Origin of the sequence: Paraburkholderia sp. MM5384-R2, from assembly GCF_014201025.1 — a bacterium.
Classification (GTDB): domain Bacteria; phylum Pseudomonadota; class Gammaproteobacteria; order Burkholderiales; family Burkholderiaceae; genus Paraburkholderia; species Paraburkholderia tuberum.
Genome location: NZ_JACHDI010000005.1, coordinates 111099 through 131795 on the forward strand (window position 1 = coordinate 111099; position 20697 = coordinate 131795).

Annotated in this window: 22 protein-coding genes; 11 read left to right on the forward strand and 11 right to left on the reverse strand. The window is 64.4% G+C overall.

Going from position 1 to position 20697, the window contains the following annotated elements; translation table 11 throughout:
• Positions 1–8 precede the first annotated feature (8 nt).
• From HDG37_RS10970 to HDG37_RS10990, 5 genes are all read left to right on the forward strand, one after another.
• Entirely contained in the window at positions 9–1310 is a 1302-nt protein-coding gene (locus tag HDG37_RS10970; RefSeq protein WP_090809979.1) for an MFS transporter, read from the forward strand.
• A gap of 13 nt (positions 1311–1323) precedes the next feature.
• A complete protein-coding gene (locus tag HDG37_RS10975) occupies positions 1324–2052 on the forward strand; it encodes an SDR family NAD(P)-dependent oxidoreductase (RefSeq protein ID WP_184046898.1) in 729 nt (242 codons plus the stop codon).
• A gap of 85 nt (positions 2053–2137) precedes the next feature.
• The gene (locus HDG37_RS10980; protein WP_184046900.1) at positions 2138–2995 is read left to right on the forward strand and encodes an IclR family transcriptional regulator; all 858 of its coding nucleotides are present in this window, start codon (positions 2138–2140) and stop codon (positions 2993–2995) included.
• A gap of 146 nt (positions 2996–3141) precedes the next feature.
• On the forward strand, positions 3142–4185 hold the full coding sequence (locus HDG37_RS10985; RefSeq protein ID WP_013091688.1) for a rod shape-determining protein: 1044 nt from the start codon (positions 3142–3144) through the stop codon (positions 4183–4185).
• 22 nt (positions 4186–4207) lie between these two features.
• On the forward strand, positions 4208–4726 hold the full coding sequence (locus tag HDG37_RS10990) for an SLATT domain-containing protein (protein WP_018425120.1): 519 nt from the start codon (positions 4208–4210) through the stop codon (positions 4724–4726).
• Positions 4727–4775: 49 nt separating this feature from the next.
• Here the strand turns inward: HDG37_RS10990 and HDG37_RS10995 are convergent, their stop codons facing one another.
• Positions 4776–5471: a YceH family protein gene (locus tag HDG37_RS10995; RefSeq protein WP_184046902.1), complete on the reverse strand. Its 696-nt coding sequence runs from the start codon at positions 5469–5471 to the stop codon at positions 4776–4778.
• 195 nt (positions 5472–5666) lie between these two features.
• On the opposite strand from HDG37_RS10995, the gene HDG37_RS11000 reads away from it, so the two are divergent.
• Complete coding sequence (locus HDG37_RS11000) at positions 5667–5921, forward strand: BON domain-containing protein (protein ID WP_184046904.1); 255 nt, start codon at positions 5667–5669, stop codon at positions 5919–5921.
• A gap of 167 nt (positions 5922–6088) precedes the next feature.
• Here HDG37_RS11000 and HDG37_RS11005 read toward each other — a convergent pair whose 3' ends face one another.
• Positions 6089–8482, reverse strand: a complete 2394-nt coding sequence (locus tag HDG37_RS11005; RefSeq protein ID WP_184046906.1) for a phosphoketolase — start codon at positions 8480–8482, stop codon at positions 6089–6091.
• A gap of 221 nt (positions 8483–8703) precedes the next feature.
• Here HDG37_RS11005 and HDG37_RS39185 point away from each other — a divergent pair, with 221 nt between their 5' ends.
• Entirely contained in the window at positions 8704–8832 is a 129-nt protein-coding gene (locus HDG37_RS39185) for a hypothetical protein (RefSeq protein WP_260321128.1), read from the forward strand.
• 114 nt (positions 8833–8946) lie between these two features.
• On the forward strand, positions 8947–9477 hold the full coding sequence (locus tag HDG37_RS11010; RefSeq protein WP_184046908.1) for an ankyrin repeat domain-containing protein: 531 nt from the start codon (positions 8947–8949) through the stop codon (positions 9475–9477).
• A 51-nt stretch (positions 9478–9528) separates the two neighbouring features.
• Here the strand turns inward: HDG37_RS11010 and HDG37_RS11015 are convergent, their stop codons facing one another.
• The 7 genes from HDG37_RS11015 to HDG37_RS11045 form a co-directional block, all read right to left on the reverse strand.
• A complete protein-coding gene (locus tag HDG37_RS11015; RefSeq protein WP_184046910.1) occupies positions 9529–10227 on the reverse strand; it encodes an HAD family hydrolase in 699 nt (232 codons plus the stop codon).
• A gap of 61 nt (positions 10228–10288) precedes the next feature.
• Positions 10289–11326, reverse strand: coding sequence for a phosphogluconate dehydrogenase (NAD(+)-dependent, decarboxylating) (gnd, locus tag HDG37_RS11020; protein ID WP_184046912.1), 1038 nt, complete (start codon positions 11324–11326; stop codon positions 10289–10291).
• 216 nt (positions 11327–11542) lie between these two features.
• A complete protein-coding gene (locus tag HDG37_RS11025) occupies positions 11543–12886 on the reverse strand; it encodes a sugar efflux transporter (RefSeq protein ID WP_184046914.1) in 1344 nt (447 codons plus the stop codon).
• Between the two features lie 517 nt (positions 12887–13403).
• A complete protein-coding gene (locus tag HDG37_RS11030; RefSeq protein ID WP_184046917.1) occupies positions 13404–13838 on the reverse strand; it encodes a hypothetical protein in 435 nt (144 codons plus the stop codon).
• 92 nt (positions 13839–13930) lie between these two features.
• Positions 13931–14251 carry a hypothetical protein gene (locus tag HDG37_RS11035; RefSeq protein WP_184046920.1) on the reverse strand — a complete coding sequence of 107 codons (321 nt, stop codon included), beginning with the start codon at positions 14249–14251 and terminating at the stop codon, positions 13931–13933.
• Positions 14248–15021, reverse strand: coding sequence for a peptidoglycan recognition family protein (locus HDG37_RS11040; RefSeq protein WP_184046923.1), 774 nt, complete (start codon positions 15019–15021; stop codon positions 14248–14250). The genes HDG37_RS11035 and HDG37_RS11040 overlap by 4 nt, the downstream gene beginning before the upstream one ends.
• A 509-nt stretch (positions 15022–15530) precedes the next feature.
• Entirely contained in the window at positions 15531–15827 is a 297-nt protein-coding gene (locus tag HDG37_RS11045; RefSeq protein WP_184046926.1) for a DUF2628 domain-containing protein, read from the reverse strand.
• Between the two features lie 172 nt (positions 15828–15999).
• Here HDG37_RS11045 and HDG37_RS11050 point away from each other — a divergent pair, with 172 nt between their 5' ends.
• The 3 genes from HDG37_RS11050 to HDG37_RS11060 all read left to right on the forward strand — a co-directional run bounded on the left by HDG37_RS11050 (position 16000) and on the right by HDG37_RS11060 (position 17872).
• Entirely contained in the window at positions 16000–16320 is a 321-nt protein-coding gene (locus HDG37_RS11050; protein WP_184046929.1) for a thioredoxin family protein, read from the forward strand.
• A 15-nt stretch (positions 16321–16335) separates the two neighbouring features.
• Complete coding sequence (locus HDG37_RS11055; RefSeq protein ID WP_184046932.1) at positions 16336–16755, forward strand: secondary thiamine-phosphate synthase enzyme YjbQ; 420 nt, start codon at positions 16336–16338, stop codon at positions 16753–16755.
• 97 nt (positions 16756–16852) lie between these two features.
• Positions 16853–17872, forward strand: a complete 1020-nt coding sequence (locus HDG37_RS11060) for a class I fructose-bisphosphate aldolase (RefSeq protein ID WP_184046935.1) — start codon at positions 16853–16855, stop codon at positions 17870–17872.
• Positions 17873–17994: 122 nt separating this feature from the next.
• On the opposite strand, the gene HDG37_RS11065 is transcribed toward HDG37_RS11060, so the two are convergent.
• The gene (locus tag HDG37_RS11065) at positions 17995–18282 is read right to left on the reverse strand and encodes a hypothetical protein (RefSeq protein ID WP_184046938.1); all 288 of its coding nucleotides are present in this window, start codon (positions 18280–18282) and stop codon (positions 17995–17997) included.
• 151 nt (positions 18283–18433) lie between these two features.
• Complete coding sequence (locus tag HDG37_RS11070) at positions 18434–20578, reverse strand: response regulator (protein WP_311541210.1); 2145 nt, start codon at positions 20576–20578, stop codon at positions 18434–18436.
• Positions 20579–20697 lie beyond the last annotated feature (119 nt).

Here is a 20697-nt window from a genome sequence, read left to right on the forward strand (position 1 = left end):
AGACAAACATGCTTCAGAAGTCGCAGCGTCTGAAACGTATCCAGGTGGTCGCCGTCGTCTTCCTGACGGTGGCGGGGATCGTCAATTATCTCGACCGCAGCACGCTGTCGATCGCGAATCATCTGGTCAGCGAGGAATTGCATCTGTCCGCGTCGCAGATGGGGCTGCTGCTGTCCGCGTTCTCGTTGTCGTATGCGTTCGCGCAGTTGCCGGTCGGCGCGCTGCTGGACCGTTTCGGATCGCGCGTGATGCTCGGCCTCGGCATGCTCGTGTGGTCGATCGCCCAGGTCGCGGGCGGCTTCATCCAGACGCTCAATCACTTCCTCACGGCGCGCGTCGTGCTCGGCATCGCCGAGGCGCCGCTGTTTCCGGCCGGCGCGAAAGTCGTCAGCGAATGGTTCGCGGTACGCGAGCGCGGCACGCCGATCGGCACCTTCATCTCGTCATCCACCATTGCGCCGATGATCGCACCGCCGCTGCTCACGGTGCTGATGCTTTCCTTCGGATGGCGAACGATGTTCGTCATCATGGGCGTGGTCGGCGTTGTCGTCGCGCTCGCGTGGTACCTCGTCTATCGCAATCGCAGCGAAATCGCGCTGACCGAAGAAGAAACCGCGCATCTGAACGAAGGCGCGACCGGCCAGGAGAATCCGCAGGGCCTCAGCTGGTCCGAATGGGGCGCGCTGTTCAAGCTGCGCAACACGTGGGGCATGATCTTCGGCTTCATGGGCGTGATCTACATGGTGTGGCTCTATCTGACGTGGCTGCCCGGCTATCTGGAGCGTGAGCGTCATCTGAGCATCGCGCACACCGGCTGGCTCGTCGCGATTCCGTATGTGTTCGGCACGATCGGCATGGCGAGCAGCGGCGTGATCGCCGACTATCTGTTGAAGCGCGGCATGGCGCCGATCCGCAGCCGCAAGTGGCCGCTGTGCGTCGGTCTCGTCGGCGCGGCCGCATTCACGGTGCCGGCCGCCTACACACCGAGCACGACGCTCGCGATCGTCTACGTGTCGCTCGCGATGCTGTTCGTGAACCTGTCGAGCGGCAGCGCATGGGCGCTCGTCAGCGTCGCCGCGCCGCGACATCTGGTGGCGTCGCTCGGCAGCATGCAGAACTTCGGTGGCTATCTGGGCGGCTCGTTCGCGCCGGTAATCACCGGCATCGTCGTCGATCGGACGCATTCGTTCGTCAACGCGCTACTGATCAGCGCGGCCGTCGCGTTCGCGGCGGCGCTCGTCTATCTGTTCGTCGTCCAGGAAGTGGCGCCCGCGCCGCTCGCGAGCTCGATCGAGACCCAACCCACCTGAGGCGGCTTCTCCCATGACGTTCCAGAACCAGCTCCTCGAAGGCAAGACTGCGCTCGTGACCGGCGGCTTGTCCGGTATCGGCGCGGCGATCGCCAACACGCTCGCGCAGCTTGGCGCGCACACGGTGGCGGCTGGTTTGCCGCTGCCCGAAGGCACGCCCGATACGCTCAATCGCGAGATTGCGCGCGTCACGCTGGATGTCCGCTCGGGCAACGCCGTCACGGCCGCGGTGAACGCGTTCGAGCGTCTCGACATCGTGGTCAACTGCGCCGGCGTGATCAGCCGCGTCGAAGAACATCGGCTCGACGTGTTCGAACGCGTGATGGATATCAATCTGAACGGCACGATGCGCGTGTGCGCCGCCGCGCGCGACTCGTTGAAGGCGTCGGCGGGCTGCATCGTCAATACGGCGTCGATGCTGAGTTTTTTCGGCGGCGCTCTCGTGCCCGCTTATAGCGCGAGCAAGGGCGCGGTGGCGCAGCTAACGAAGTCGCTCGCGATCGCCTATGCCGCCGACGGCATTCGCGTCAATGCGGTCGCGCCGGGCTGGATCGCAACGCCGCTCACCCAGGCGTTGCAGGACGACGATGGCCGCTCGCTGGCGATTCTGGAACGTACGCCGCTGCGTCGCTGGGGCACGCCGCAGGAAGTCGCGCAGGTCGCGGTGTTCCTGTGCTCGCCGGCGGCGTCGTTCATGACGGGCGCAATCGTGCCGGTCGACGGCGGATATCTCGTCGCGTGATCGGGTCGTCGCGTGAAGCGGTTCCGCCGTCGTTCGACGCCATCGATAAAGGCATAATTGCGTACCCCTGCCCTGCCTCTTTGTGATGTCGAGTTCCGCTTCCAAACCCCATTCCCATGCTGGCGCCGCCGGCCATGACGCTGTCGGGCACGCCGACCACAAAGCCGACTCCAAGGCCGTCGCCGGCGCCGCCGCGTTCTCGAAGTTCATCGCCGTGCTGCAACTGATCGCCGATGCGCCAACGCCGCCCAACGTCGCGAAGCTGAGCGCGGCGAGCGGCTATCCACGCCCGACCGTCCATCGCATCGTCGCGGCTTTGCAGGCTGAAGGGCTGATCGTCGCGAGCGGCAGCGCCAACACCTTCGGCCTCGGACCGCGCCTGATCAACCTTGCGAGCCATAGCTGGGAGCGCTCGGACCTGCGGCTCGCGGCCGTCGATGCGTTGATGGCGTTGCGCGACTTCACATCGGAGACGATCCACCTCGCGGTGCCCAGCCAGGGCGAGATGGTCTACATCGAAAAGCTCGAAAGCCCGCACGCGGTGCGCATGGCATCGCGCATCGGCACGCGTGTGTCGCTGACGTCGAGTTCGGTCGGCAAGGCGTATCTGGCGACACTCAGCGTGGCCGAGCGCGAGGCGCTGCTGAAGAACGCGCCGCTCGAGCGTTTCACCGAGCACACGCTGACCGACCTCGACGCCGTGCGCCGCGAGCTCGACGCGACCGCGCAACGCGGCTACGCGGAAGACCACGAGGAGAACGAAGTATCGATCTGCTGCTACGGCGCCGCGATTCGCGGCCCGGACGGCCGCGCGGCCGGCTGCGTGAGCATCAGCATGCCGACCTTCCGCCGCCGCGACGATGTGCAAGCCACTTACATCGAGCCGCTGCTTGCGGCATGCCGCACGATCGCGGCGCGGCTGGGGCCGGCGAGCGGCAGATAGCGGACGATAGTGCGGCCGCGCCCGCCGATAAACTGCTATTCTTGCTGTCGCGCGGCCGCTCTGGCCGCCCGCCGCGTGCAAGCGGCAGACCCCGACAAGCTCCCGGCGGCGCTCATGCGCCCGCCTTCGCAAAGACAGGAATACGCATGTTCGGTTTTCTGCGCGGCTACTTTTCCAACGACCTGGCAATCGACCTCGGTACGTCGAACACGCTGATCTACATGCGCGGCAAGGGCATCGTTCTCGACGAGCCGTCGGTCGTGTCGATCCGCCAGGAAGGCGGGCCGAACGGCAAGAAGATCATCCTCGCCGTGGGCCGCGAAGCGAAGCAGATGCTCGGCAAGGTACCGGGCAACATCGAGGCGATCCGCCCGATGAAAGACGGCGTGATCGCCGATTTCAACATCACCCAGCAGATGATCAAGCGCTTCATCCAGATGGCGCACGAGTCGCGGCTGTTTGCGCCATCGCCGCGCATCATCATCTGCGTGCCGTGCGGTTCGACCCAGGTCGAGCGCCGCGCGATCAAGGAGGCCGCGCATAGCGCGGGCGCCTCGCAGGTCTATCTGATCGAGGAACCGATGGCCGCGGCGACGGGCGCCGGCCTGCCGGTGTCGGATGCAACCGGTTCGATGGTCGTCGATATCGGCGGCGGCACCACCGAGGTCGGCGTGATCTCGCTCGGCGGCATTGTGTACAAAGGCTCGGTGCGCGTCGGCGGCGACAAGTTCGACGACGCCATCGTCAACTACATCCGCCGCAACTACGGCATGCTGATCGGCGAGCAGACCGCCGAGGCGATCAAGAAGGAAATCGGCTCCGCGTTTCCGGGCTCCGAGGTCATGGAGATGGAAGTCAAAGGCCGCAACATGTCCGAGGGCATTCCGCGCAGCTTCACGGTGTCGAGCAACGAGATCCTCGAAGCGCTGACCGATCCGCTGAATCAGATCGTGTCGTCGGTGAAGATCGCGCTGGAACAGACGCCGCCGGAACTCGGCGCGGACATCGCCGAGCGCGGCATCACGCTCGCGGGTGGCGGCGCGCTGCTGCGCGATCTCGACCGTCTGCTCGCCGAGGAAACCGGCCTGCCGGTGTTCGTTGCAGAGGCGCCGCTGACCTGCGTCGTACGCGGCTCGGGCATGGCGCTGGAGCGGATCGAGAAGTTCGGCAGCTCGTTTTCCTACGATTGATGCGCGTCCCGAACGCTGAACGATGACGACCCTGCCCGCCTACGAGCCGCCCGTCGACGAAACCGAGCTGCTGTTGAAATGGATTCGCCGCGCGCGCGAATCGCAGATGAGCCATTACGACATGGCAGATCTGCTGTCGGCGCGCGAGCGCCGCATGGGCTGGCTCGTGACCGCGCTGACCGCGTTCGTCGGCACGGCGGTGTTCGCGTCGTTGAGCGCGCCGCCGGTGTCGATCGAGATGCGGATAGTCGTTGGGCTCGTCAGCGTGGCGGCGGCGATGTCGGCCGCGTTGCAGACGTTCCTGCGCTATGCGGAGCGTGCCGAGAAGCATCGCGCGGCCGGTGCGCGCTATGGCGCGGTGCGTCGGCGGCTCGAAGCGGTGTTTGCCGGCGACGCCGATGCGCGCGAAGCGCACTACCTCACCGGGATCCGTACCGAACTCGACCGTCTCGCCGAAGACTCGCCGAACGTGCCGCCGCGGATCTTCTATCGCACGCAGCGCACGTTGCTGGCGGACAGGCCGCGTCGGCGTGATGCGTGAAACAGGCGGCCGGGCGCGTTTTCGCCTTCGCTTTCATTTCCGTTTCAGATCACAGATCGTCCGCGCTGATACCCAGCTCGGTCGCCATGCGCCGCACGACGGCCTGCAGACGGCTGACTTCATCGGCGAGACGCTTCTGCTCGGCCTTCAGCGCCTCGAATGCCGACAGCGGCACGCTGTCGTCCTCGGCGAGCGCGGACTGCGCGGCTTCGGTGATGCTGAGCTCGCCGCACAACAGATGCATCCAGCGAATCTCACGCTCGCCCGCCATGCGCGGCAGCCGGACGACGCGAGGCGGATCGTTCGCGGCCAGCTCGTCGAGAAACGCCTCGACCGACGAAATATCGGCGAAGCCATGCAGGCGCGCGCTGTTCAGGCGCAATTCGGCGGCCGTTTGCGCGCCGCGCAGCAGCAGCGTGGTCAGCAGCGCGATCGACTGTCCCGGCAGCCCGAGCACGCGGTTCATGTTGTGCTCGAAGCGCGGCACGCGGCTGCTGCTGCCCTCGAACACGAGGCTCAGGCGTTTCAGGCCGTCGACGGCGGTCAGCACCTCGGCCTCGGTCGCGCTCATCACCGGCGCGCGGCCGGTCTTCTGATTGCAGCCGAGCGTCAGCGCATTCAGCGACAACGGATAACTGTCGGGTACCGTGTGCTGTTTTTCGACGAGCACGCCGAGAACACGTCCTTCGAGCGCAGTCAGCGTGCGCAGCGAGGGTCGGGAAGGAGCGTCGGGAGTCGAATTCATGGGATTGCGAGGTCTCGTGGAAGATGCGCGCGCCGTTCGCGGCTGGACGGCGCGTTCTGTCAGGTGGGCACTATGATAAACGTGGCGAGCCCGGCGCGGCGAGCGAATCTGCGCTGCCGGCGAAGCGCGCACGCCGGCAAAACCCGCCACATCTGCTAGTGTGAGTTGATCGACATTCTGTTTCGCGGAGACGCCATGCGGTCCACAAGCTCGAGATCGAGCGAATCTGCCCGCCTGACCGACGCGCAGATCGCCGCCGAAGCGGCGCGCCGTCTCGCGTGGGATTCGGCCGTGCCGCCGCGCGCCGTGCGCGTGAAGGTCGCGCGGGGGCGCCTCACGCTGTCGGGCGAGCTTCAACGCGAAGCACAGCGCGCCGCGATGCTCGAAGACGTGACGCGTCTGTTCGGCGTCACCTCAGTCGCTGACCGGACCGTCGTCCGCCAGGGCTGACCTCAGTCAGGCGGGTCAGCTCCCGCCCGCTTGCAGCCGCGCCTTCGAGCAACAGTGTTTCGTCGTTGGCCGAGTGGGCGAACAGCCCGAACTTCAGCGATGACGACCCGCTGTTCAGCACGAGGATCGTCCGTTCCTGATCGTGGTCGTGCATGGCGCCGCCTCGCTCAGCCTTTCCACGTCCAGTTGCGGATTTCCTCCTTGTCGATCCCTTCCTCGTGCGCATACGCGAGATGCTCGATGATCTGCCCGCGCAGCCACTCCTTCGTATGATCGCCGACGCCGCGCAGCGACGGCACGCGATCGATCGCATCGATTGCCAGCGTGAAGCGGTCAACGCCGTTGATGATCGCGAGTTCGAGCGGGGTATTGATGTTGCCCTTCTCGTTATAGCCATGCACGTGCATGTTGCCGTGATTCTGACGGTTGTACGTGAGCTTGTGCACGAGCGCCGCATACGAGTGGAAGTTGAAGATCACCGGCTTGCTGGTCGTAAACAGCGAATCGAAATCGCGCTCGGACAGTCCATGCGGATGCGCATGCTCGGGCATCAGGCGGAACAGATCGACCACGTTGACGAAGCGGATCTTCAGCGTCGGGCAGCGCTCCTTCAGGATCTGCACGGCGGCGAGCGCTTCCATCGTCGCGATGTCGCCCGCGCACGCGATCACGACGTCCGGCTCGACGCCCTGATCGGTCGACGCCCAGTCCCAGATGCCGATGCCCTTGGTGCAATGCGTGACGGCCGCGTCCATGTCGAGATAGTCCAGGTGCGGCTGCTTGTCGGACACGATCACGTTCACGTAGTCGCGCGAGCGCAGGCAGTGATCGGCGACGCTCAGCAGACAGTTCGCGTCGGGCGGCAGATAGATGCGCACGACGTCCGGGCTCTTGTTGGTGACCACGTCGAGAAAACCGGGGTCCTGGTGCGTGAAACCGTTGTGATCCTGGCGCCACACGATCGACGTGATCAGCAGATTGAGCGACGGCACCGGCTGCCGCCAGCCGAGCTCGCGCTTGGCTTTTTCGAGCCACTTCGCGTGCTGGTTGAACATCGAGTCGATCACGTGCACGAACGCTTCGTAGGTCGCGAAGAGTCCGTGACGGCCGGTCAGCGCATAGCCTTCCAACCAGCCTTCGAGCGTGTGCTCGCTGAGCATTTCCATCACGCGCCCATCGGGCGACAGTTCGCCGCCGTCGGCGTCGCCCGGTTCGAGCGCGGCGAGCCAGGTCTTGCCCGACGCTTCATAGACCGCGTGCAGCTTGTTGCTCGAAGTTTCGTCGGGGCCGAACAGCCGGAAGTTCGACATGTTGTTGCGCATCACGTCGCGCAGGAACGTGCCGAGCACCGCGGTCGGCGACGTATACGCCGCCGCCGGTTTCTTCACGGCCACCGCGTAGTCGCGGAACGGCGGCATGTCGAGCATCTTGCACAACAGCCCGCCGTTCGCGTGCGGATTCGCGCTGATGCGGCGCGCGCCCTCGGGCGCGAGCGCGCGCAGTTCTTCGACGAGCCGGCCGTTCGCATCGAACAGCGTTTCGGGGCCGTAGCTGCGCAGCCAATCCTCGACGATCTGCAGACTCTTGCGATTGCTCACCGCATCGGCCACCGGCACCTGATGCGAGCGCCACGAGCCTTCCACCTTGTGACCGTCGACTTCCTTCGGCCCGGTCCAGCCCTTCGGCGAGCGCAGCACGATCATCGGCCAGCGCGGCCGCGTCGTGTCGTTGTTCTGCCGCGCATGCTGCTGGATCGCGCGAATTTCGCCGATGCACTGTTCGAGCGTCGCGGCCATCTGCTGATGCATCGTGTCGGGATCGTCGCCTTCGACGAAATACGGCTTGTGCCCGTAGCCGACCATCAATGCTTCGAGTTCCTCACGCGGAATGCGCGCGAGCAGCGTCGGGTTGGCGATCTTGTAGCCGTTCAGATGCAGCACCGGCAGCACCGCGCCGTCGCGGATCGGGTTCAGGAATTTGTTCGAATGCCACGACGTGGCGAGCGGGCCGGTTTCCGCTTCGCCGTCGCCGATCATCACGGTGACGATCAGCTCGGGGTTGTCGAACGCGGCGCCGTAGCCGTGCGACAGGCTGTAGCCGAGTTCGCCCCCTTCGTGAATCGAGCCCGGCGTTTCGGGCGTGCAGTGCGAACCGATGCCGCCCGGGAACGAGAATTGCCGGAAAAAGCGCCGCATACCGGCTTCGTCCTCGCTGCGGTCCGGATAAATTTCCGAGTAGTGGCCTTCCAGGTAGCAGTTCGCGAGGCTCGCGGGGGCGCCGTGACCGGGGCCGGACAGAAAGATCACGTCGAGATCGTATTTGCGGATCAGCCGGTTCAGATGCACGAGCACGAAGCTCTGGCCGGCGTCGGAGCCCCAGTGGCCGAGCAGCCGATTCTTGATGTGCTCGGCCTTCAGCGGTTTGCGCAGCAACGGGTTGTCGCGCAGATAGATCATGCCGACCGACAGGTAATTGCATGCGCGCCAGTAGCGATCGAGGTTGCGCAGCGTATCGGGGTCCAGAACTTGCGGTGGGGTGGGATGCGAGGTTGCTTCGGCCATGGCGTCACTCCTCGAAAAGAACTGTCAGGCTGGTTGGCGGATGATGCGGCGCACTCGAAACGAAGCCGGGCGGTGCGAGTCGAATGTACTAAGCTGCTCAAACGGGGGCGAATGCTTTCTACCACTCGCAGTATGTCGCGCTGAATGTGGCATTCGTGCTGCCACTCCTTGCGCTGTCTGCTTTCTTTTTCGTGATTTTCTGTCTCAGGTCAATCGCCGCCATGTCGACATCTCCCAGTGCGCTCAAAGTGCTCGTGGTCCTGGTCCTTACGCTCGTGTTCACATGCCTGGCTGTCGCCATACCGATCGGCATATTCGGGCTGCTGGTCAAGCTGTTCAGCCACGTCTAGCACAGCGGCGCGGCTGCCAGCGTGCGAACGCGAGCGCCACGCAATGTGTATGCTCGCTGAAAGACCGGGCGCGGCATTGGCAACGCGCCGCTCATTCATCGCAAGGAGAGTGCCTTGACCGACCACACCGACAAGCCGCCCGCATCGCAACCCGATCCCGAATTGCAGGCGCTCGCGCGCGAAGTCTTCGACCTCGCGCGGCGCGGCGATGCGACGATGCTCGCGGCCGTCATCGAGAAAGGCGTGCCGCCGAATTTGCGCAACGAGCGCGGCGACAGCCTGCTGATGCTCGCGAGCTACCACGGCCACGTCGACGCGGTGCGCACGCTGCTCGAGCGGGGCGCCGATGCGAACCTGCGCAACGACGCGGGCCAGACGCCGATCGCGGGCGCCGCGTTCAAGGGCTTCGACAAGGTGATCGAAACCTTGCTCGCGCATGGCGCCGACGTCGAAGGCGCATCGCCCGATGGCCGCACCGCGCTGATGATCGCGGCGATGTTCAACCGCACCGCGATCGTCGATCTGCTGCTCGCGCACGGCGCGGACCCGCATGCGCGCGACGCGAACGGCGTCAGCGCGGCCGATGCCGCCGCACGGATGGGCGCGGCCGATACCCAGGCGCGCCTGCAAGCGCTGGGCGCGTGAGCCCGCGATTTCACCCATGAAACGGCGCCTGCACCACGCGCGCGGCGCCGCCTAGTTGCGCTTCGCGCTACGCAACAGCGTTTCCACGTCGAGCTCCGCCAACTCGCCGATCCGCCCGACCGTCACGTCCGCGGGCGGATTGCTCGCGATCTGCTTCGCATCGAACGCATAGTGTCCCTGGCGCGGAAACACGGTGGTCAGCTCCGCGCCCCATGCCTTCTTCATCGCGCTCAGAATTCGCAGCTTGTCGTCGACCATCACGTAATGGCGCGCCGGATAGCATTCCATCACCTGGTCGAGCATCAACTCCTTGTGGATGTAGATCAGCACGCGCCCGTCGACTTCGTCCCACAGGCCCGAGCGCGAAATCTTGCGCGGCTGGAACACGACGTCGCCATCCGACAGGATCACCGTCGGCCCGTGCTTGCCGAGATGCCGCAGCGCGTCGAGCGCACCCGGATAGAGCCGGTTCGCAAACGGATACTCGATCAGGAACGACGACATCAACAGCAGGCGCGTGTCGCGTGGATGCTCGGTCCGGTAGCGCTGCAGCGCGCCGAGGTAGTCGGCGTAACCGAGTTCGGTGCGCAGGTTCTCGAAGAGTTCCCAATAGCGCGCACTGTTCTCTTCGCCGAACTGGCCCATCATGTGCGCGCGCAGATCCTGCAGCACGTGATCGTTGTCGAGCAGCGTGTTGTCGCAATCGAACAGAAACACGACGTCGTGCGGCGTGGCGGAGGTGACTGGCATCGGGGTTCCTTGTGGCAAGTTCGGCGGGTCGGCGTGATAGCGCACGCGTGGATGGCCTCGGCTACTTCAGCCCGCCGTCCCGCGCAACGGGTTTTTCCGCGTGGCCGCCGAAATCGTGCCGCATCGCCGACAGCACGCGATTCGCGAAATCGGCTTCTCCGCGTGAACTGAAGCGCGCGAACAGCGCCGCGCTGAGCACCGGTGTCGGCACACCTTCGTCGATGGCCGCCGTGACGGTCCAGCGCCCCTCGCCCGAATCCGACACGCGGCCCGCGTAGCCTTTCAGTTCGGTGTCGCTGGCGAGCGAGCCGGCGATCAGGTCGAGCAGCCACGAGCCGATCACGCTGCCGCGCCGCCAGACCTCGGCGATATCCGCGAGATTCAGATCGTACTGATACAGCTCGGGACGGCGCAGCGGCGAGGTCTCCGCGTCGGCCTCGCGCGCGTGCCGGCCGGCGTCGGCGTGGCGCAGCACGTTCAGACCCTCGGCGTAGGCGGCCATCAGCCCATACTCGATGCCGTTATGAACCATCTTGACGAAATGCCCCGCGCCTTGCGGGCCGCAATGCAGAAAGCCCTGCTCAGCGGTGCTCGCGCCCGCCGCGCGGCCCGGCGTCGCGCTCTGCGTGCCCGCGCCGGGCGCCAACGTCGAGAAGATCGGTTCGAGCCGTTTGACGACCTCAGCCTCGCCGCCGATCATCAGGCAGTAGCCGCGCTCGCGCCCCGCGACGCCGCCGCTCGTGCCGACGTCCACGTAGTGAAGCTGGCGCGCGCCGAGTTGCTGGCCGCGGCGGATGTCGTCGTGGTAGTAGGAGTTGCCGCCGTCGATCACGACGTCGCCCGGTTCGAGCAGTGGCACGAGCTTGTCGAGCGTCGCGTCGACCACGGCGGCGGGCACCATCAGCCACACGGCGCGCGGCTTGTCGAGCTTCGCGACGAGCTCTTCGAGCGAGCTCGCGCCAGCCACGCCTTCCTGCTTCAGCCTGTCGACCGCCGCCGGCTGCACGTCGTAGACGATGCACTGCTGCTGAGCTCCCCTGGTCAGGCGCCGCACCATGTCGGCGCCCATTCGTCCCAATCCAATCATGCCTAGCTGCATGGCTCGCTCCTAAAGATGCTGCGTTGCGCTGCCCGATTTTCCGGTCATCGTGTTGCGGCGGCGTGGCTGCCCTTAAGCATAGGCGCTGTGTCGCGAGCTACGCCGCATGCACCGAAGCAAGCCGCACTTTTTTGCAGAGGCGCAGCGCGGCTCAAAGTTCCACGCAACGGGAGGCGCGCCGCATCCGCACGAAAGCGAACGCGGCGGGCCCACGTGTCATTCGCTGCGCTCGGGCACGCGGCTGCCGCGGCGGGCGGCCAGCTTCGCGTATTGCTCGGCCGCGAAGCGCTTGACCGCGCGCCACATCAGCGGATAGCGATAGCCGGGCACCGCGAACAGCACCAGCGCGCACAGCGCCAGCAGTCCGCAGAACAGGAACGTGCCGCGATAGCTGAACGCCTGCACGAGCAGCCCCGACAGCACGCCCGACAGGATCGAGCCGACCCGCGCCGCATTGAAGAACAGCGCGGTCGCACGCCCGGGCGAATGCGGCATCAGATCCTGCACGTAGGTCATGCCGAGGCACGAGGTCACGGCGACCACGAACGCGTTCAGCATCTGCATCGGGATCAGCACGCTGACGTTGCCGGCCAGCGACATCGCGACGAAGTACACCGCATGCACGGCCGCGCACGCGGCAAGCCAGTTCGGCTTGTGCAGCGACGACGACTTCGCGCCGAGCGCGAGCATCATCGGGATCTCGGTCAGCGCGCCGAGACCGAGCATCACCGACACGTCGAGATGCGTGCCGTTGAGCCCATGCACGATGTACAGCGGCAGTACGATCATCGTCGCGTTGGCGGCGAGGCCGAGCAAGGTCAGCGCGCTCACCGAGCGCAGGATGTCGTTCGCCGACGCGACCGGCAGTGTTTCGTGCGCGTCCTCGCCGGGCTGCCTCAGCGGCGGCACCGTGATCGACGCGGACGGCTCCGACGCGGTGTCCTCGACCGTGTGATCGCCGAGATGGCTCTGCGGCTCCTGCATGCGCCAGACGATGAAGCCGCAGGTCGCGAAGCTGGCGGCCGCGAACAGGAAGAGTCCGGTGAAGCTCGTCGCGGCGAGCACCAGCGCGCCGACCGCCGGCCCGAACACCCATGCGGCCGAGAGGATCGTACGCAGCGTCGCGCTCGCGAACACGCGCTCGGCAGGGTCGGGCACCGGCAGCGCCGCGCGGCTGAACGAGAACACCATCGAAATCGCCGAACCGCCCGCGCCGATGAACACGATGCCGACCACGAGCAGCAGCCGGTAATCGCGCACCACGCACAGACACAGGTAGCCGAGCGCGGCTGCGATGAGCGCCGCCAGCAATAACGGTCGATGCCGCCCGCTCCGGTCGCTCCAGCGCCCCGCCGCCGTGCTCGCGAGCACGCCGCTCGCGGCGATCAGCGTCATGAATACGCCGAGCCGGAACGGCGTCATGCCGGCGCGTTCGATGCCGAACAGAGACAGATACGGTGCGGTGAAGGACATCGCCACACCGAGCATCAGGGTGGCGGCGGCGAGCGGCTTGAAGCCAGGAATGCGAAGCAGGTCGAAAAAACGCGCAGTTTTCAACACGGGGCGGTGGGTCAGGTGGAGCGGACCTCGATACGCAGCGAAGCGCTCGAAGGCACGTTAGGCGTCGCAGGCAGGGGGCCGGAACGACCGGGGCATTATCGACCCGGAGCGCGGCTCGCGTAAACCCGCTAATAGCTGTCCCAAATCCGTGAGAAGCGTGTGGATGCATCCGGCGACTCGCGCCGCGCCGTGCCGATGCGTGCCGATGCGTGCCGTTAGCGGCACGCTGCTCGCCCGCTCAACGCTACTTGCCCTCAGTTGCGCGCATTTGCTGCGCCTGCGCCTTGTAGTCGTAGGTCGGATAGAACTCGGTGTGATAGTTGTTCAAAAGCACCAGTTAATTGTCAGGTTCCCGATGCATTGAGTTTGCGTGCGGGAGAATGGAAAACCACATGAATATCGACGGGCTTCTCGTCATTGGTCGTAATCCGTGCGTAACCGTTGCTATCGGTCCTGCCGGCCTGTCTGACACCATCAACGTTCGCGATGAATTCACGGCCAGATAAAGGCTCATCGGTTACGCTGTCGACGATGGCGAACCAGCGCGTATGCGTTGGCTCGACAAGCGGTGCTGGCGTGGTGGCGTGCTTCTGAGTGCTCGTTGCTTTAAGCTGTGCGTCGTCAGTGATCGACCATCGCGTTCCGTGAATCGCAATGATGCGCGGCGGGGTCGAGCAGTTGCAGTGAATCGCATCTCCACCGACAGCCTGGCGGCGAGCCCCTCGGCCAGATCAATCATGCGGCGATTCTCACTGATCCCCGCGCCGCCGACGATGACCCCTGTGCTTTGGCATGCACCACACCAGGCGCTATCGCCAATGTAGACCACACTTCGGGTTTTGCCGTCATCCCCTTTTACCGTGGCGGCGCGATGGCCTTCGCGCGCGATAACGTGACTGTCCTCGTGACTCGTCAGCGGATCTTCGTCCACAGCCGCATAAAAAATTCCCATGTAATCTCCTGCGCTATTTCGCCCTCAGATGAGTCGAGTGCAACCGAAAAAAAGCTTGCGCTCGATCACCTATAGGAAAGCTTTGAATTCGGTTACTGATTTTCTCGAAGAATCTGCGCCCTACAAGCCTCAAGGGACTTTGAGTCATTGAAAGTCAGACCGTATGCATATTTGCAAAAATCGGAAAGCTCTCTGCGAGCATTGGTTGATAGTTCATCCACGGAAGGGGCATCGCCTTCATTTGCAAATGGGTTGACAAATTTCCGTCTTAAAGTTGGAAATTTCTTTAAAAAATAGATCTCATGCTCATTATGATCGACATATGAATTGTAATACCCTACAAATACATTGAAGATGAGCATCCCCGATGCAAAAATCATAACGAAAACACCCACAAAAACTTTCTTTTTCATGGCAGATCACTTCCCGGCACAGATAGAGATAATCTCGAACGCAGCAATTTCACAACATCCATTCCAAGCTTGCCAGGACAGGCCCGCCCCGTATTCGTTGCCAATCTTTGATATTCCCTGTGTCCACCCAGTCTGGAAATATTAAATAAATCTTTTAAGACGCCACACAAAGCTGTGGCAGCTTGAATCTGAGTCGGGGTTGGCTTATCATGCCCTGAAATAGTCTGGTCGGTTAGAATCCCGCGAATATTTTTGAGCTTATCAAATATCGATAGGTTGCCGTATTCCTGTTCATAGGCCTCGCCTGCCTCAACCAAATCGGATAGAAACACAATACCGATTTTTCCCGAATTGCTTGCAGCCACATGCTCACCAACAAACCGAATATCGCGGGCCTCATATATCTCGCCCTGACATGAAACTGCGTAGTGGTATCCTGCATCGCCAAAAGGCGGCCTTCTGCGCATGTCCTCCGCCTGTAAGCGCTGCATTTCTTCAATAGAAGGTGCGCCACAAGAATAGCTGCGGCCCGCGTGGTGTATCACAATATCCTGATAGTCCCAATGACTTTCCCGCATCGCGCCACTCGGGGGCTTTGCGTGCCACGCTGAACGCTCAATCAGCCTGTAGCCTTTTCGCGCAAGCATATTGATAATCGCCTGCCGGGTGGCGGCGCGGTCATCGACCGATATTGCAATGGCGTTATGCTTGCTGTCATGCTTTTCTGTAGTTGAGGAGGTCCAGTAGTTGCTGCTGTTATAGTCAGCCATTATTAGGTTTCTGAGGCATTAAGTTTGCGTGCGTGAGGGGATACGCTGGGGATCACGCTAGCACGGAAGGAAATTCTGACGCAATCAAACGGATTCTGGTTTTTGTTAACAATGGTCAATTATCCGGGTGCATAGCGATGTCTAGCGTTGCTGCCCGCTCGGCGTAATCCGTTCTTAGGGCAGACAACCAGACAGCAGCGCGAGTCGTTCGCGACGGTAGGATAAGCAAGTGCCAGCAGTCGCTTTCGTCGTCATCGTTCAAGCCGCAGCCGTCATACGTTCGGCGGCACGGGTCAATCGAGCGACGAGCCTGAATGTGTTCGTGGGCAGCACATTCGCAATGCTCGGCCAGTTGCCGCAGCGTGAGGGCAAGGCCGGCGCGTCGAAAGCCGATCAGCGGAAAGACCAGCGACTGCCGATGCAATGAGCATGAAACGCCTCCATGACGGATTGAACTCAGCTTCGATCACATTCCTGCGCGCAGCAATCCCCGCTCCAGCGCGAACGCATCACACCACGACGTAGCCGCGCTGTTCGAGCGTCCAGCGGTGCCACCGGTTGCCATACGCGCCGCATGCGAACGCGAACACGATCGACAGCACGAAGCCGATCAGATCGGCCGTCTCGCCCCACAGACCGATGCCGAGCAGGATCACGTTGATGCCTAGCATCACGAACGCGGCGAACCACATTCGCTTGGACAGCGCCCAGATGAAGCCGAGCAGGCACGCGCCCCAGCTGAAGCCGGTCGTGACCGCGATAGCGTCTTTGTGTTGCGGATGTTGCAGATAGATTCGTGCGTTCATGTTTTGCGAGGTTCCGTGCGATGACGCGGCGCGTCGATCGGTCGAGCACGCGCGCACCGCTTTTTAACATGCCGCGGCGACACCGCGCGCATCGGCAGCATACGGCCGCTGCGCTGACGATCCGCGGCATAGCTGCTACCCTTGGCAGATCACGATCAGCAGCGGAGCACGCATGACCTCGCCGACAGCTTATTCCCCGAAAGGACCGACCCGTGCCGAGCTGGACTCGCTGCCCGGCGTCACCGTCGTCGAATTCGGCACCGACTGGTGCGGCTATTGCCAGGGCGCGCAGGCATCGATCCGGCAGGCGCTCGCGCCGCACGCGGGCCTGCGGCATCTGAAGATCGAGGACGGCCCGGGCCGCCCGCTCGGCCGCTCGTTCAAGGTCAAGCTGTGGCCGACGCTCGTGCTGATGCGCGACGGCGCCGAGGTCGCGCGCGTGGTGCGGCCACGCAACGCCGAGGATATCGACGACGCGTTCGCGTCGCTCTGAGATTCGAGCTCCGTCATGCGCCAGGTCATCCATCATCTGAGTATCCAGGCCCGCGGCCGCGGCCTCGTCGAGTTTACCGACGACGCGCGCCGCTTCGTCGACGAGACGGACATCCGTACCGGTCTGCTGACGCTGTTCTGCCGGCACACGTCGGCGTCGCTGCTGATTCAGGAGAATGCCGATCCGTCCGTGCGGCGAGATCTGCAGCGCTACTTCGAGACCCTCGCGCCCGAGGACGAGACGCGCTACGAGCACGACACCGAAGGCCCCGACGACATGCCCGCGCATCTGCGCACGGCGCTCACCCAGGTGCAGTTGTGCGTGCCTGTCGAGCATGGAAGGATGGTGCTCGGCACATGGCAGGGGCTGTATCTGTTCGAACATCGGCGTCACCCGCAGCCGCGCGATATCGTGTTGCATCTGCTCGGCGAATGAAGTCCGCTTTCGCACCCACTCGTCACGCAAAGGAAACTGTCACCGGCACTTCTCCGCACACCGCATCGAACGGAGCCTACCCAAGGGAGCACACCTCATGGACACCCGTAGCGAGCTGCAAGCCACCGTCAAGGCGATGGTTCAACCGGGCAAGGGTCTTCTCGCCGCCGACGAAAGCGGCCCGACCATCGCCAAACGCTTCAAGACGATCGGCCTCGAATCGAGCGAGGAAAACCGTCGCGCGTATCGCAACCTGCTCCTGACGACGCCCGGCCTCGGCGAGTTCGTGAGCGGCGTGATCCTCTACGAAGAAACGCTCGGCCAGAAAGCCGACGACGGCACGCCGTTCCCGCAGGTGGCCGCGGCAAACGGCATCGTGCCCGGCATCAAGGTCGACCTCGGCAAGGTGCCGCTTGCGCTCGCTCCCGGCGACGAGATCACCGAGGGCCTCGACGGTCTCGCCAAACGCTTCGTCGATTACAAACGGCAAGGCGCGCGCTTCGCGAAGTGGCGCGCGGTCTACAACATCACCGCGAGCCTGCCGAGCCGGCTCGCGATCGAGGCGAACGCCGATTCGCTCGCGCGCTACGCGGCGATCAGCCAGGAAGCCGGCATCGTGCCGATCGTCGAACCCGAGGTGCTGATGGACGGCGAGCACACGATCGAGCGTTGCGCGGAAGTCACCGAGGCCGTGTTGCACGAGGTGTTTCATGCGCTGCATCGGCATCGCGTGGTGCTCGAACATATCGTGCTGAAGCCGAGCATGGTGCTGGCCGGCTCCGAGCATCAGCAGCAGTCGAGCACGGCGCATATCGCGGCGGCGACCGTGCGCGTGCTGATGCGTACGGTGCCCTCTTCGGTTCCCGGTCTCGTGTTCCTGTCGGGCGGACAGTCGCCCGAGGAGGCTACCGCCAACCTCGGTGCGATGAACCGGCTCGGCGCGCTGCCGTGGAATCTGAGCTTTTCGTACGGGCGCGCGTTGCAGGAGCCGCCGTTGAATGTGTGGCGCGGACAGCCGGCCAACGTGAAGGAAGCGCAGCAGGCGTTGCTCAAGCGCGCTCGTCTGAACGGCGCGGCCGCGCTCGGCAAGTACGACGCGGCGATGGAAAAGGATTGACCGCTGGCGAGCGATTGCGAATCGCCAGTCATCACGTTTATGTACAAAACGGCAGGAGCCGACACGCCGGGTCACACCCCGACGCGCGACTCCAGCCGCCCTTCTGCCTTGACACCCTGCGCTTACTGCCCCTTCGTATCGCTGCTCGCGTCAGCGCCCGGCATATTCGTCGAGTCGGTCATGGGCTTTTTCGACTTCGAATGCTTCTTCATGTGATGGTGAGTCGAAGGCGTGGTCGTCCCGGTCGCGCCCGCATCGCCGCCCTCGCGTGTCGAGGTCGCGGCGTTGGTGTTCGGGTCGTTGCCGGCCGGCCCCCCGCCGCCGCCTGCGCCACCGCCGGCGCCTTGGGCCATTGCGAGCGACGAAGCCGCGAGCAAGGTGGAAACGAGCACTGCGTGTCTGATTTTCATGGCGATTCTCCTGGGTGTCGAGAGTGTCGAAAGGAAGTGGGCGCGCGGTGACCGCACGCGCAAACCTCGCGCTCTTTTCAGCAAGGGCTGTGCCGCAGCACAGCACGCCAGGAAAAGCCCATGGACGCGATAGACGAACGGTCCCGCGGCTTCAGGTGCCGCAAGCCACCAGCGCATGCAGTTCGTCGATATTGAACGGCTTCGCGAGTATCGCGATGCCGAGCCGACGCGCGCGGTCGAGCTCGTCGGCGTAACCGGTCATCAGCGCGATCTTCTGCGACGGCCACGCGCTACGGATCTTCTCCGCCAGGTCGATACCGTTCAGCTTGCCCGGCATCTGGATGTCCGACAGCACGAGCTCGAAGCGCTCACCGGCGCTCAGCACGTCGAACGCCTGGTCGGCGGTCGGCTCGTGATGCACCTCGCAGCCGAAGGTTTCGAGCACCGCGGTCACGCCGGCCGCGACGTCCTCGTTGTCCTCGACGAGCAGCACAGCCCCGGCCGCGGTCGGCAGCGGCTGGCGCGCATCGGCGCCGGCCAGCGCGGCGCCCTCAAGATAGCGCGGCAAAAACATCCGCACCGTCGTGCCGCTGCCCAGCACGCTGTCGATCTTCGCGGTGCCACCGGCCTGCTCGGACATCGACAGCACCTGGGCGAGCCCGAGGCCGGTGCCCGAGCCGCGCAGCTTGGTCGTGAACAGCGGCTCGAACGCGCGTCGCGCGACCGATTCGGGCATCCCTTCGCCGTCGTCGGAACAGGCGATCAGCACGTACTCGCCGTCCGGCAGCAGCGTATCGCTGCCGACCAGCCGATTGTTCTGGCAGCGGATCACGAAGCGTCCGCCGCGCGGCATCGCATCGCGCGCGTTCATCGCGATGTTCACGATCGCGAACTCGAGATCGGTCGGATCGACGAGCACCTGCCACAGGTTCTCCGGCATGCGCAACGCCAGTTCGATCGTGTCGCCGAGCGCCGCGTCGATCAGCGGCTCGGCGGCCGGCAGCCAGCGCGCAAGCTCGATGGGCTCCTGCTTCAGCGGCTGCTTGCGCGCGACGCTCAACAGACGCCGCGTCAGCGCTTCGGCCGTGGCGGTGGCACGCTCGACCGCATGCACTTCCTTCTCGAGATCGTTGTAATGCTTGAGGCGCGCGAGCTCGGTGTTCGCCGACACCACCATCAGCAGGTTGTTGAAATCGTGCGCGACATTCGCGACCAGATTGCCGAGCGCGCCCATGCGCTGCAGTTGCCGGCTCGACGCCTCGGCCGACAGACGCATCGCGACCTCGCCCTGCCACCGCTCCCACGCGCGCCGCTCCGCCTCGAGCTGACGCAGCGAATACAGCACGAGCCCCCAGATCGCGATGCACGGCACCGCCGTCAGCGCCGCGATCAACATAAAGTGCGTGCGCCACGCCGCCATGATCGACGACGTCGCGTACGCGCTCATCACATACAACGGATAGTCGCCGACGCGGCGAAACGCGAGCAGCCGCTCGACACCGTCGACGGTCGAATTCAGACGCACGTGCCCGAACAGCTCTTTGTCGCGCAACGCGGACATGAACGCGCTGTGCATCGACGGCCGCGCGCCGACCGGCCATGGCGGATAGCGCACCAGCAGATTGCCGTCCTGCCGGTACAGCGCGAGCGCGAGCGACGGATCGCCGTTGGTCAGCTCGCGATAGAAGCGCGAAAAATATTCGTTGCGCAGCGCCACCGTGACCACGCCGAGAAACTGACCGTCCGTACCCGTTCGGCCGATCGCGGTCGTGAACACGTCGACCTTCGACAGCGCGCCGAACATCGGCAGCGAGAAATACGGCTGCGGACGCATCGCCTTTGCGGCGAGAAAGTCGTCGCGCAAGCCGATCGTCACTGCCGGCGCCGGATACGCGAGGCTCGACGCAAGTAACTGGCCGTTCACGCCGAGCAGTGAGATCGACGCCACCTGCGGATAGTCGCCGCCGATGCTCTGCAGACGTTCGTGCAATTCGCGCTCGCGCGCGCGGATCTGCGCGTCGTCGGAATTGCCGAGCAGCTCGATCACGCGCGAGGCCATCTGCCGGTTCAAATCCAGCACCTTGACGGCCTGCTCCTGCGCCACGCGCGCGAGGCGGTCGAGCATATCGTTCGCATCGGAGATGCGGCGCTGGTAGTCGAAGTAGCCGTAGCCCACGAGGCAGGCCAACGGAAACACGATCGACACGGCCAGCAAGATCAGCAGCATGCGCTGCGTCGCCGCGAAGTTGCGTGACGGCATCGGCACATCGACTGCGACACGTTCTGCACGCTGCACGGTCACCTGCTCCATCAAAGTTGCATACGGTCAGGGAAGGCATTGCCTGTGAATTCGCACGCCGCTGTTCGCGCGCTAATTCCCCTGTCTCGAAATTTACCGCAACTCGGCCCATCTTC